General features: G+C 37.9%; 10 protein-coding genes. 2 read left to right on the top strand and 8 right to left on the bottom strand.

Annotated features, from left to right (window positions below; genetic code table 11):
* Positions 1 to 6 precede the first annotated feature (6 nt).
* The 8 genes from ODR02_RS19530 to ODR02_RS19495 form a co-directional block, all read right to left on the bottom strand.
* On the bottom strand, positions 7 to 1,185 hold the full coding sequence (locus ODR02_RS19530; RefSeq protein ID WP_309513210.1) for a hypothetical protein: 1,179 nt from the start codon (positions 1,183 to 1,185) through the stop codon (positions 7 to 9).
* A 171-nt stretch (positions 1,186 to 1,356) separates the two neighbouring features.
* Positions 1,357 to 2,190: a type 1 glutamine amidotransferase gene (locus tag ODR02_RS19525; protein WP_209784230.1), complete on the bottom strand. Its 834-nt coding sequence runs from the start codon at positions 2,188 to 2,190 to the stop codon at positions 1,357 to 1,359.
* 32 nt (positions 2,191 to 2,222) lie between these two features.
* The gene (locus ODR02_RS19520) at positions 2,223 to 3,341 is read right to left on the bottom strand and encodes a carboxylate-amine ligase (protein WP_047374342.1); all 1,119 of its coding nucleotides are present in this window, start codon (positions 3,339 to 3,341) and stop codon (positions 2,223 to 2,225) included.
* 30 nt (positions 3,342 to 3,371) lie between these two features.
* Complete coding sequence (locus ODR02_RS19515; protein ID WP_209784231.1) at positions 3,372 to 4,325, bottom strand: ATP-grasp domain-containing protein; 954 nt, start codon at positions 4,323 to 4,325, stop codon at positions 3,372 to 3,374.
* A gap of 53 nt (positions 4,326 to 4,378) precedes the next feature.
* The gene (locus ODR02_RS19510; RefSeq protein WP_209784232.1) at positions 4,379 to 5,092 is read right to left on the bottom strand and encodes an alpha/beta hydrolase-fold protein; all 714 of its coding nucleotides are present in this window, start codon (positions 5,090 to 5,092) and stop codon (positions 4,379 to 4,381) included.
* Between the two features lie 167 nt (positions 5,093 to 5,259).
* Positions 5,260 to 6,474, bottom strand: a complete 1,215-nt coding sequence (locus tag ODR02_RS19505) for an ATP-grasp domain-containing protein (RefSeq protein ID WP_209784233.1) — start codon at positions 6,472 to 6,474, stop codon at positions 5,260 to 5,262.
* A gap of 141 nt (positions 6,475 to 6,615) precedes the next feature.
* Positions 6,616 to 8,031, bottom strand: a complete 1,416-nt coding sequence (locus tag ODR02_RS19500; protein WP_209784234.1) for a leucyl aminopeptidase family protein — start codon at positions 8,029 to 8,031, stop codon at positions 6,616 to 6,618.
* A gap of 93 nt (positions 8,032 to 8,124) precedes the next feature.
* Entirely contained in the window at positions 8,125 to 9,246 is a 1,122-nt protein-coding gene (locus ODR02_RS19495; protein ID WP_209784235.1) for an alpha/beta hydrolase, read from the bottom strand.
* 199 nt (positions 9,247 to 9,445) lie between these two features.
* Here ODR02_RS19495 and glgB point away from each other — a divergent pair, with 199 nt between their 5' ends.
* The gene (gene glgB, locus ODR02_RS19490; protein ID WP_209784236.1) at positions 9,446 to 11,392 is read left to right on the top strand and encodes a 1,4-alpha-glucan branching protein GlgB; all 1,947 of its coding nucleotides are present in this window, start codon (positions 9,446 to 9,448) and stop codon (positions 11,390 to 11,392) included.
* Between the two features lie 3 nt (positions 11,393 to 11,395).
* Positions 11,396 to 12,802, top strand: a complete 1,407-nt coding sequence (locus ODR02_RS19485) for a glycogen synthase (protein WP_209784237.1) — start codon at positions 11,396 to 11,398, stop codon at positions 12,800 to 12,802.
* Position 12,803: the final 1 nt, after the last annotated feature.

Below are 12,803 nucleotides of genomic sequence, written 5' to 3'. Positions count from 1 at the left end.
AAGTTTTTATCCAAAAAAAGCATTTGAACTTCCGATCCAGATGGCATCTTTTTTATTGAAATCTACATTTACCATGGCGGCTTTAGTCATTCTTCCAAGATTTTCCAATAGGATAGGGCGTTCATCATTTTCCCGCCAAATATACAACAAACGGATCTCTGCTTTTGAATAATCTCCGTTGATATCTTCAAAAATAGGCTCATAGTACACTTTTCTCTGCAAAATATAGTTTTCTTTATCCTGAATAGAGTCTGTAATTTCTTTTGTAGGATTTAAATTAACACCACTTCCAGCGAACGAAAATAAAGGCTTTAATACAAAATCTTCAAGGTTTTCATTTTCCGGGAATTCATGCAGGAAATAACTCTTTGGAACAAACTGATGCTGAAGTAAAGGTAAAAGGAACTTTGAGATTTTAAAGAACCAATTGGGGTGAGTGATCCATTTGACATCTACTTCCTCCCGGAAATTAAATTCAGGGGTAAGATCAGGAATATTGTCCAGTTCGTCAAATATAACACGGTTATAGATTCTTTTGATTTCAGTAAGCTTACCATTATTTTCGTAATACAGCTTTCGTCCTTCTTTCTTCACTTTCGTCAGACATACTGTTTTAATTCCTAATAATTTTTCTGTCAGAGCAAAATCAATCGCAGTTTTTTGTTTTTCCGGAAAGATTTCAAGGAGAATTACATTTTCAGGATCTTCATCTCCTACAATCAGTTCTTTCAAATAGTTCTTAAATGTCTCATGAGACATCGGATTTTTGATTTCTGAAAGGAAAGGATAGACCTCGCAGTACGTCTCTTCATATACTTTTTGAAAAGCATACAAAGAGGGAAATGCCTGAAGCTCTATCAGCTGAGGTTCTATTGCTCCGTTTTCGCTTTTGCAGACTCCAAAATCTATTGTGAAAAAATGAGGCTGATCTGTATCATTGGGAACCCGGCAGTTATCAGGAATGGCTTTTTGAAGTAATTCTGCGGGCATTGCTTTAATCTGGCTGATGATACTTTCGCTGGCATCAATAAGTTTTGCTTCAAACTCTTTAGTAAGGAAAATAGGACTTTCTGAAACTCTGAACGTAGGTTCTATTCCGCCTTTTTCAGCCAATATACCTTTTAGTTGATTGTATTTTTCATCCGAAAACGCCTGATTGTACTGTTTTCTGTATTTTGGAATCATATTTTTTTTCTTTGTGATGTTAAAAAATCGAACATTTCTGCCCGATTGTTATAGGTAGCTGGGAGCTGGTAGAGGGAAGTCTTCAAGGCCGATAATCTATAGTAGGTGTTCTAAAATATGCAGCCTTAACCGATAATAACTTCCGGCATCCTTCTTCCAGCTTCCAGCTTTTTAAGCCAAAGTTTCAGCTTTTTTCAAAATGTTTTTTTTTGCAAACTGAAGAAATCTCGGAAGAATTTGATGTCTGGTCAGAATGATTTTGTCTTCATCATCTATTCTGTCCATGGTTTCAAGATATTTTTCCATTCCGAAGTTTTCAATCATGGCTTCTCTGTTTTTTTCATCCTTCAGGTTTTCAATTAAAGATTCAGGATTAGCTTCGGGGTGAAACTGTGTTCCGAATATTTCCTCCGAAAAACGAACCGCCATTACGGCTCTTTCAAGATTGATATGAGGTCTGAATTTTTCAATCGCCATGATGGTCATTCCAAGCTCTTCGAAACGCTGATGATCCGGTTCGATAAACTGATAGGCTCTGGAATCTACGGCATAAAAAGGATCCTTAAGATTTTTGAATAAAAACTCTTCTCTGCCTTCATCGGTTTTGTGAACAGGCATTACCCCGAAGGAATAAGACTTTCTTTTGCAGATATTGCCCAGCTTCCAGTGAATACTTGCCAGCTGGAATGAATGGCAGATCAGGAAAAGATATTTTTTATCTTCATTGTATTTGTTATGCTCAAGAACTGCATCTAAAAAAGAAGCAAATCTGTCTTCCCAGGCAAGACCTTCCCGATGTGGATTTCCAGGTCCGCCCGAAGAAATGAAAATGTCAAAATCTCCGATCTCCGGCATTTCATCTTTAAATCTTACATCAAATGTTTTGATCACAACATTTTCTTCAGAGTTCTGCTGAAAAGATTCAGAAATTTCTTTAATGTTTCTAAAACCTTGGTTCACATGATTATTGTTCATGTCCAGCAGAGCAATTCGAATATCTTTCATTACATCATATTTTTTGTAAAGTTACCAAAAAATTATGAAGCGGGTTCGCCATGGGTAATGCCGTACTCCGTTTCAGAGATCATATAATCAACGACTTTTGTAAGATCGCCTGTTTCTTTAAAGATCTGAAGCTGCCTGTCTGCACCGGTTCCGTTTTCAAGAATTTTCCATGCATATTCCACTTCATGACGACATCCCAAATCGTCTACCACATCATCAATAAACTCTAAAAGTTCTTTCAATAAATGAGGATAAGGAACGGATTCTTCTTTTCCGAAATCGATCAGATGAGCTTCGATACCACTTTTGGAGGCCCGCCATTTATTTTCGTTCAGCAGCAATCTTCTATAGCTTCTGAAACTTAGGTTTTGCTGATGAAGTTTATAAATTTTAGCAACGAGACTCTGCATGATGGCAGCAAGACATACGGTTTCATCAATTCTTAAAGGCATATCGCAGATTCTGAATTCGATTGTTGGATAGAATGGATGTACACGTAAATCCCACCAGATTTTCTTGGCATTGTCGATGGTTCCCGTTTTTACCAGAAGATCTACATAACTGTCGAATTCTGCCAGAGAGTTAAAATAACTCGGGATACCGGTTCTCGGGAATTTTACAAAAATTTCCTGTCTGTAAGATTTAAAGCCTGTATATCTTCCAATCCAGAAAGGTGAATTGGTGGAAAGTGCATATACGTGAGGAAGAAAATAACGCATGACATTCTGAATTCTTACCCCTTCTTCGCGGTTGGGAATTCCAATATGAACATGCAGTCCGAAAATAAGATTTTCACGGGCTACATCTCCCATATCATCTACGATTTTTATATATCTTTCTCCCTGGGTGATATTGTTATCAGACCAGTGTGAAAAAGGGTGTGTGCCTCCTCCGGAAACACGAAGTCCCTGCTCATGGGCGATATTGATGAGATGACGCCTTAAATTTGTTAATTCTGCTCTGGCTTCCTGAATATTCTGACAAATTCCTGTTTCCATTTCAATCATGGATTCATGCATTTCATGTTTTAAATTTTCACTTAAAACCGCCTTGCCACCCTCAATGATTTTTGAAACGTGAGAAACCAGATCTCTGCTTTCCACATCGATGATCTGATATTCTTCTTCAATTCCAATAGTAAACTGATGCATTTTTTGTGTTTTTTTAATTCTTTTTCAATGTTATTTTATGGAATTTTTCACAAAGGTTCCCCAAGTAATATTAGGTTTCCCCGGAACATATTCTTTAGCTTTTTCAATAGCCAGTTTTGCGGCGTGCTCTATGATCCAGGCAAAATTTTCTTCTCCTACAGAATTTCGGTCTGCATCCGGAGCAGGGTTGCAGAAGTCAATGGCATAAGGAATACCGTCTCTTACAGCAAATTCTACCGTATTAAAATCATATCCAAGGGCCTCATTCATAGTAATGGTGTAATCATGAATGGTTTTCAATAGCTTTTCAAGTTCTTCACCTTGAGTCTGATGCGTAGTGGCATATCTCAGATGAGGGGCATTTCTGGGTTCATAAGGCATGATGTGAACATATTTCCTGCCCAGGCAATACACTCTGTAATAATCATCAAAGATGATTTCTTCCTGTACCATCATCACCAGCTGTTCTGTTTCCCCTAGTTTGTTCCAAAGATCATCCGGATTTTCTACTCTGTAAACGTTTTTCCAGCCACCTCCGTCATGAGGTTTCATATACGCAGGAAATCCTACATAATTGAATATATATTCCCAGTCATGAGGAAATTTCAGGTTTCTGAATGAAGTTTCAGATGTATTATCCGGTCTTTCATGAGACGGAAGCAGCACCGTTTTAGGAAGCGGAATGCCAAGTTTGGACATCAGGGCATTGTTGAAGAATTTCTCGTCAGCACTCCACCAAAAAGGATTGTTAATTACATAAGTGCCGTTAAGAGCTGCATTTTTCAGGTAAGCTCTGTAAAAGGGAACGTCCTGCGAAATTCTGTCGATGATCACTGCATAGCCATAATCTGCTCCCTGCTCCAGTTTGTCAATGTTAACGGGCTCAGCTATGATGTCTCCACCTCCCAGTTCATTTACTTTGTCTATCAATGCCCAGGGAAAAGTGTCTTCCATACCGAAAAGAATTCCTACTTTTTTTGTCATAATTTTTGTTTTTAAGGTGGGTGTTATTTTTTCTATTTGTTTTTTTATTGTTTTTAAGAGAAAAATGTTCCTATAAATGTAGGGAAGACCATTCTCCACAGCGGCCAGTCGTGGCCGATCCATTTTCTTTCATCATACCAGAATTCTATGCCTTTTACTCTCAGGATTTCAGCCATTTCAATATTTTTATCTTTGCATATATCCTGATCAGAAGTGCTGAGTACTATATGCATATGTTTGTATTTCCAGGCTTCGTCGTTTCTTATAAACTCTCTTGGACAGTTGAAGTAGACCAGATCATCAGAATAACCCTCCATAAAATTTCTTATGGTGAACGCTCCTGAAAGGCAAAACAGATGGGAAACCACATCGGGAAACCTGAAAGCAAAATTGGCGGCATGATACCCTCCAAAACTAGCTCCTGCAACAGCTACGCGATGGGTCTTGTGAAGCTTCTGTATGTAAGGAACAAATTCCTTGATCAGGAACTGTACATATCGTTCATAGTTTCTTATCCTTTGTTGAGGAGATATCTTATCATCATAAAAACTCCAGCTGTCGATGGTCTGTACATTGTAAAGTTTTACTTTTCCCTGTTCTATAAACCAGTTGATACTTCCGTTAAGATGAAAATCATGATTCTGGGTGTATTGTCCCTGGGAAGTTGGAAACATAATGATAGGATGGCCGTAATGCCCGGTCACTTCTACCTTGAGACTTGTTCCCAATATATTTGAATAATACTCTGTATGTTCTATGTGAGGCATTTTTCCTTGTTTGGTTTTAATATTGTGCTTTATCTACGAACCGATAATATGTTTTGCCATTTTCCAGAACTTATGCTCTCTAAATTACATTTTAGCATGGAATCTTCAGGCAGATTGTATATTATGAATTCAATAACATTTTGAATATCAATGTCACGCTTGATTCTTTAGGAACTCAATTTATTGCTTTTGGGGGGAAGGATGTTCAGCATATCTGCATGAATTATTTCGGCGGCTGAATCTAATCTGTCCTGTACAACGGAAGCATCTCCGGATTTATAAACAATTCCTACATGATAGTCTATCGGAAGGAATTTTACCACCTCTTCACACTCAAAACTGCTGTAGTTGGGTTCTTTATCTTTGATCAGGGCGACAATCAGTCCAGAGTAGTATCCTGTAGGCGGAGAAACACTGTAATCATTTCCTCTCAGAAGGGCATCTTCAATTTTGGCCCATTCTCTCCAGATATTAATGCTGCTTGAAGCTTCTACCAAATCTGGAATATGAGCACCGCCAACTCGTGATGAGGTTTCAAGGAAATACCATTTTCCATCTTCTTTCCCACGGATAAATTCTGTATGGGTGGCCCCGTTAATCAGTCCGAAATTGGAAAGAACTCTGGCATTTATTTCTTCCAGTGCTTTAAAATCTTCTGAGTATCTTCCTAAAGTTTTGGACCGGAATACTCCGCCTTCATGGGAAACCTGCATAGGAGGAGCCAGATATTTTGAAGCGGAAGTAAAGACAATTTTTTTATTAAAAGTAAGACTGTCTACATGATAAACGTCTCCGGGTTTAAAACTTTCCAGTAAGAAAAGATGACGTTCTTCTCCTAATGTTTCCAATGCCTCATACAGCTGCTCTTTGGAAGTTATTTTCTTGATTCCGGATGCAGAGGCTTCTGAACGGGGTTTCAGAACCCATGGTGCCGAAATACGGTCTGTAAATTCATCAACTTCGTTATCATTGAATATAGCTGTAAATTCAGGAACATTGATTCCGGAATCCTTCGCTTTTTGTCTCATGGCAAGCTTATCTCTGAAATAACGGTGTGTCGTTTGTCCCATTCCGGGAATACGGAAGGTTTCTCTGATCAATGCAGCTTTTTCTACATCATAATCATCTAAGGCTACCACAGCATCCACTTTTCTGGTTTTCATTAGGTGGGAAAACCCCTGGATCAGATGATCCAGATTCCAGACGGAAGGTTTTAGCTCAGGCATATAGAATACCTCATCAATAGCATGCCAAGGCCAGTTTTTTTCTTTGAGGTTTTCGGAGGTTACAAGGATGATTTTATTACCGAGCTTCTTCATTTCGTCCATAAAATCGTAGCCTTTGTAATAGCACGAAATACACACAATGATTTTCTTCTCCATATAATGTTTTTTAAGATTTAGTGAATTTTCAAAAATAAAAGCATTTATTTATTATTTTATTAATAGAAAAAAATAAAATATTGTATGGTTTTGAAAATCCACTAATCAATTATACAGAGTTTTTTTGTAAAAAACTAATTTTTAGTGATAATTTTCAATTAAATTCACAAGGAGTTGAACTCCAAAACCTGTTGCTGCTTTTTCTTTAGCATATCCTACACTTCCAAAGGCTACTCCGGCAATATCCAGATGCGCCCATTTAGGGTGATCTTCAATGAATTGCTCTAAGAATTTCGCGGCGATAATACAATCTCCTACAGGTTTTAGGGAGATGTTTTTCATGTCAGCTACATCAGACTGAATATCGTCTTTCCAGACATCCCATAAAGGAAGATTCCATACTCTCTGATGGGTTTGGTCTCCGGTTTTGATCAGGTTATTTTTTAACTCTTCATTATTGGAGAACATTGCGGCACAGGTATCTCCAAACATTCTTACAGAGCTTCCCGTTAAAGTAGCCAGGTCAATCAGGAAATCTGTTTTGTAGTTTTTGGAAAGGTAAGACAATCCGTCTGCAAGAATCAGTCTGCCTTCCGCATCGGTATCAAGCACTTCAATGGTTTTTCCGTTGTAGGCTGTGATGACATCACTTGGAAGCAGGGCTTTTTCAGAAACAGCATTATCGGTAATAGGAAGAACAGCGATGATGTTCACCGGAAGCTTCATTTCAGCAGCATAAATTAATGTTCCCAAAACAGCTGTAGCACCTCCCATATCGGATTTCATATAATGCAGGTTGGCAGAGCTTTTTATTGATATTCCTCCCGTATCAAACAGAATGCATTTTCCTACCAGACCGAAAGTTTTGGCATTTTTAACTGTAGTTTTATATTCCAGAATAGTGAAAGCTGCATCATAGGCACTTCCTTGATTAACGGAAAGATAAGCACCTAACCCAAGTTCTTCACATTTTTTTCTGTTGAATGCAGTGTATTTTAATTCATATTTTTTGGCCAGATTTTTAAGGTACGCACTTAAGATATCCGGTTTTTTAAGATTGGCTGGTTTGTTGAGCCAGTCCTGGCAGGCAGTCTGTCCGTTAACCAATGCTTCTGCTTTCTGGCTGATATGATCTAATTTTTTCTGACTTAAATTTTCAAAGTGTAATTCAAATTTAGCATTCCAGAAAGCATGTTTTTTATCAAAAGGGTAGTTGTAAGTTCCTATTAACAGCCCTTTTACAAATTCTTCGAACTGCTTTTCATTCAAGAAATCAGCGAGTGTTAACGTAGGAACGGTCTGAAGTTTTTCTTTCTGAGTCTGTGAAAACTTGGCCGCTACCTGCTGAATTTCGAAATTTTGTAAGGTAGATTTTCCTAATCCGATGAAATACGTAATTCCTTCTTCATGAGCATTCACAAAGACTTCATACTTCTTTCCTGTGAAAAAAGTGGAAATATTTTTATTGAAATTTTTACTCGTTTTCGTCCACTCTTCTTCTGTAAATAAGTGAAAAATCTGAGTGTAATTTTTGTTTTTTTTATTGATTAGTTTCATAAATAGATGTTATATTTTCTAAAATTCATATAGGCTGCTGTCTTCATTGTGTTCCTGTTCGGCAGAAAGTTTTCTACAGCGGTTTTAATATGTTTAGTTTTTAATGCTTTGCTGTTGTGGCTTTACTTCCACAGGATTTTCTGTATTGTCATAGAACAGCCATTCGATAGCCCTTGGAAACTCCTGCGACCAGTAAAATTCATTATGGGTACCTTCAGGATTGATATTGGTTTTAAATTCAAAATCAAACAACTTTTTCTCTTCCCATTTTTTCAGGTACTCTTCAAAAATATGAATCCTTTTGACCATTTTGGATCCTTCCTGACCTCCTCCATAAAGATAAATTTTTGTCTTAAAAGGAACCCGGAAATTCATCATAGGGAAGTTGTTATTCGGTTCTACCCAAAGAGAAGGAGAGAAGATTAATAGCTTAGAATAGACCTCAGGATATAGAAAACCACTATAGATGCTGATCAGTGCGCCTAATGAACTGCCTCCGATTCCCGTATTGTCACGGTCTTTTTTAGTCCTGTAATTTTCATCCACGAATGGTTTTAAAGTATCTGCAATAAAGCGGATGTATTTTTTTCCTTCAGAACCGTTAGCTACATGGTCATTATCAAAAATATATTCTTTAATTCTTTCCTCACTGCCATGCTCTATGGCGATGATAATAAGGTCACCACGCCCATATTCTGCAAGGATAGATAGTTTTTTGTCAATTTCCCAATTTCCGAAACCGCTTCCTTCATTGAATAAATTTTGTGCATCCTGAAGGTATAAAACAGGATATCGTTTATCAGTTGTATGATAATCGTAAGGAAGGAGAGCCCAGACTTTACGGTAACGGTCCAGCTGTGGAATATAAAAGTTTTCGGAAATTACTTCTGCAGTGGGGTAATATTCTTCTTTGAAGGGTCCCCAGTTTAATCTCCATTTTTCTACGGAATCAGAAGTTTTACCCGCCGATTTTTTTGCTTTCCGGTTGGGAGTGATATTTCCATATTGATCCAGTTCTACATTCTCCCATCCACCCTTTGTGAATTTGTACTCAATATCATCTGGAAGAGCCTGGTCATCAATTTCTATAAAATAATTGGCCTGATCAATTTTTTTAAGCTGAAAACCGTAATCTTTGGGATTCCAGCTGTTGAAATTTCCGGTGATAAATACCGGTCTGTCGTCTTTTTCTTCTGTATGAATTTCAAACCTCATCGTGTGTGTTTAATAAAATGTTGAGGTTAAATTTATAAAAAAGATTGTTTTGAAATCATAAAAATATGAGGTAAAAAATGATATATTTGATAGATAGACAAAACACGAAATGAAATTGACAATTATTTGATGAATAATTCATCGCTATTGTCAGTATTTTTCGTAGTTTCAAGAAAAATATAAATACCAACCAATCTTGATGAATTCTGTTAAGACCTACACGCTTTTTACCGATCATGATGTATATCTTTTCAAAGAAGGTAGGCATTATAAACTGTATGGTAAATTTGGAGCACATTCTGCAGAAAAAGATGGCGTAAAGGGAGTGTATTTTTCAGTTTGGGCACCCAATGCAAAAAAAGTTTCCGTGATCGGAAATTTTAATAACTGGAATCATAAAGATCATATTCTGTTTCCCCGATGGGATGAATCAGGGATTTGGGAAGGGTTTATTGAAGGATTAACCTGGGGAACATTATACAAATATGCTATTGAAACAGAAGGAGGCGAAATTCTGGAAAAAAGTGATCCCTATGCATTGAGCTGGGAACAAAATATTCAGGCAGCTTCTCTGGTTTCTACCACTTGGTATGAATGGAAGGATCAGGAATGGATGAACTCCCGTTGGGAAAGAAATAAGCTGGATGCTCCTATATCCGTATATGAACTGCACCTTGGTTCATGGGTCAGAGACGGTGATTATCCTGACCGTTTTCTGAACTACCGGGACATTGCTAAAAAGCTGGTGCCTTATATAAAAGAAATGGGATTTACCCATGTAGAATTTATGCCCGTAATGGAGTATCCTTACGAGCCAAGCTGGGGATATCAGATTACAGGATTTTATGCAGCAACTTCTCGCTTTGGTTCTCCACAGGATCTCATGTTTCTCATTGATGAACTTCATAACAATGAAATAGGTGTTATTCTGGATTGGGTTCCGTCCCATTTTCCGGGAGATGCTAACGGGCTTCACCGCTTTGACGGATCATACCTCTATGAACATGAAGATCCGAGAAAAGGATTTCATCCCGATTGGAAGTCACATATTTTCAATTACGGAAGAAACGAAGTCAAGTCTTTTCTGATTTCAAATGCCATGTTCTGGCTGGATCGTTATCATGCAGACGGATTACGCGTGGATGCGGTAACCTCAATGCTTCATTTAGACTATTCAAGAAATGAAGGCGAATGGGAGCCTAATATATATGGAACTAATGTAAATCTGGAAGCAAAAGCTTTTCTGCAGGAGTTCAATACAGCAGTTTACAAAGAATTTGGAAATAATATCATGACAATCGCAGAAGAAAGTTCAGATTTTCCTATGCTTACAAAACCTGTTCATGATGGTGGTGTAGGATTTGGAATGAAATGGATGATGGGCTGGATGCATGATACACTGGATTATTTCAAAGAAGACTTTCCAAACCGTAAATTCCATCACCATAAACTAACATTTGCTTCTATGTATATGTATAATGAAAATTATATGATGCCTTTGTCACACGATGAAGTCGTACACGGAAAAGCAAGTCTGATCTATAAAATGAAAGGCGATGAATGGCAGAAATTTGCCAATCTGCGGACCTTGTATGTATATATGTATACCCATCCAGGAGCCAAGCTGCTTTTTATGGGGGATGAATTCGGGCAGACCAGTGAGTGGAATTTTACCAAAAGCCTCGACTGGCATTTATTGAAATATCCTGTTCATAAAGGAATGCAGGAGATTGTTAAAGAACTTAATCACCTGTACAGGTCAGAAACAGCCTTTTATGAAAATCAGTTTGATAAGCATGGTTTTGAATGGGTAGAAGCAGACGATCTGGAAAACTCAGTATATGTATATTTAAGGAAAGGTAAAAAGAGAGATGATGTGATGATGGTTGCCTTAAACCTTGCCCCAAAAGTATTGGATTATAAAATCGGGATTCCTGCAGGCACACACTGGGAAGTTGTTTTAAGTTCCGATGATGAAATATTTAGCGGAAGCGGAGTAGAACCTGAAATATTGGAAGAGAAATATGAAGAATGGAGAGGGCATCCGAAGACAATGACGGTAAAGTTACCTCCATTGGCAGGAATTATTTTACGGCAGAAGAAAGATAAAAAGTATAAATTACATAGAATTAAACACAAGAGATAAAGAATGGTTGTTTATCATTTAAGTACAGAATGTTATCCTGTAGCAAAAGTAGGTGGCCTGGCAGATGTAGTCGGAGCGTTACCAAAGTATCAGAATAAAATAAAAGGAATAGAGGCAAAAGTAGTGATGCCTTATTACAATAAACCTTTTGTTCATGATCACGAATTCGATGTGGTTTTTGATGGGTTTATCCATCAGGGTACGAATATGCTGCAGGTTCAGGTGTTGAAAGAAAAGACCAATGTTTTGGGATTTGAACTCTATATGGTAAGAGTTCCCGGATTATTAGACCGGGATAATCCTTACGGCTATCAGGATGAGAGCTTCCAGTTTATGGCTTTTCAGCATGGAGTGCTCCATTGGTTGTGTGCGATGGAGATTCGTCCGGATGTACTGCACTGTCATGATTATCATACAGGATTAGTGCCTTTTATGGTAGAAAACTGTTCCGAATTCAGATTCTTAAAAGGCGTAAAAACAATAGGAACCATTCATAACGGAGAATATCAGGGAATGATGAGCTGGGGAATGGCCAATTATATGCCTTCTTTTGATCATTACAAATGGGGACTGATGGATTGGAACGGATTCATGAATCCTCTGGCAAGTATGATTAAATGTGCCGATGCTTTTACCACCGTTTCCGAAGGATATCTTGAAGAACTTTTCATCAGCTTCCGCGGACTGGAAAGTCTGGTTCGTCAGGAATTCGGAAAAGCATATGGAATCATCAACGGTATTGATACTGAAGTCTGGAATCCGGAAACCGATCCGATGCTGGATTTTAATTTTAACAGTAAAAATGCTGTTGCTCAGAAGAAAAAAAATAAAGAAAAACTCTGTAAGGAATATGGATTGAAACCCGAACTTCCTTTATTTGCTTTTATCGGAAGATTTGCCACGGAAAAAGGAGCAGACCTGCTGCCGGATGTTGTATGGCGAAGTATAAAGCAAAGCTATGGAGCTTTAAATATAATGATCCTGGGTTCAGGAAATACGTATATTGAAAATAAACTGAAAGAATACGACTATACATATACCAATTTTGCCCTGGATCTGGGATATAAAGAACATCTTTCCCATAAGATATATGCCTCGGCAGACTTTCTTCTGATGCCTTCCAGAGTAGAACCTTGCGGGCTGAATCAAATGTATTCCATGAGATACGGAACTGTGCCGGTGGTAAGATATACAGGAGGACTCAGAGATACTGTGGAAGATATTTCAACAGGAGGAGCGGGGCTTAACTTTACTTATCCCGGTGTAGATGATGTTGTACATGCGATGAACAGGGCAATGGCGATTTATAATCAAAAAGGGGTCATGGAAGATCTTATCCATGCCAACATGAATTTTGACTTTGCATGGGAGAAATCTGCAGAAAAATACATAGCTTTATATAATAGCTAAA

Origin of the sequence: Chryseobacterium sp. CFS2 (assembly GCF_036543225.1) — a bacterium.
In the GTDB taxonomy this organism is placed as follows: domain Bacteria; phylum Bacteroidota; class Bacteroidia; order Flavobacteriales; family Weeksellaceae; genus Chryseobacterium; species Chryseobacterium culicis_A.
Note: the sequence above shows the minus strand (reverse complement) of the source record. Positions and strands in the feature narration are given on the sequence as shown.

What these genes read in the sequence shown, in the direction of transcription:
- ODR02_RS19530 (WP_309513210.1), bottom strand. Translation starts at nt 1,185, where the DNA reads ATGATTCCAAAATACAGAAAACAGTACAATCAGGCGTTTTCGGATGAA.
- ODR02_RS19525 (WP_209784230.1), bottom strand. Translation starts at nt 2,190, where the DNA reads ATGAAAGATATTCGAATTGCTCTGCTGGACATGAACAATAATCATGTG.
- ODR02_RS19520 (WP_047374342.1), bottom strand. Translation starts at nt 3,341, where the DNA reads ATGCATCAGTTTACTATTGGAATTGAAGAAGAATATCAGATCATCGAT.
- ODR02_RS19515 (WP_209784231.1), bottom strand. Translation starts at nt 4,325, where the DNA reads ATGACAAAAAAAGTAGGAATTCTTTTCGGTATGGAAGACACTTTTCCC.
- ODR02_RS19510 (WP_209784232.1), bottom strand. Translation starts at nt 5,092, where the DNA reads ATGCCTCACATAGAACATACAGAGTATTATTCAAATATATTGGGAACA.
- ODR02_RS19505 (WP_209784233.1), bottom strand. Translation starts at nt 6,474, where the DNA reads ATGGAGAAGAAAATCATTGTGTGTATTTCGTGCTATTACAAAGGCTAC.
- ODR02_RS19500 (WP_209784234.1), bottom strand. Translation starts at nt 8,031, where the DNA reads ATGAAACTAATCAATAAAAAAAACAAAAATTACACTCAGATTTTTCAC.
- ODR02_RS19495 (WP_209784235.1), bottom strand. Translation starts at nt 9,246, where the DNA reads ATGAGGTTTGAAATTCATACAGAAGAAAAAGACGACAGACCGGTATTT.
- glgB (WP_209784236.1), top strand. Translation starts at nt 9,446, where the DNA reads ATGAATTCTGTTAAGACCTACACGCTTTTTACCGATCATGATGTATAT.
- ODR02_RS19485 (WP_209784237.1), top strand. Translation starts at nt 11,396, where the DNA reads ATGGTTGTTTATCATTTAAGTACAGAATGTTATCCTGTAGCAAAAGTA.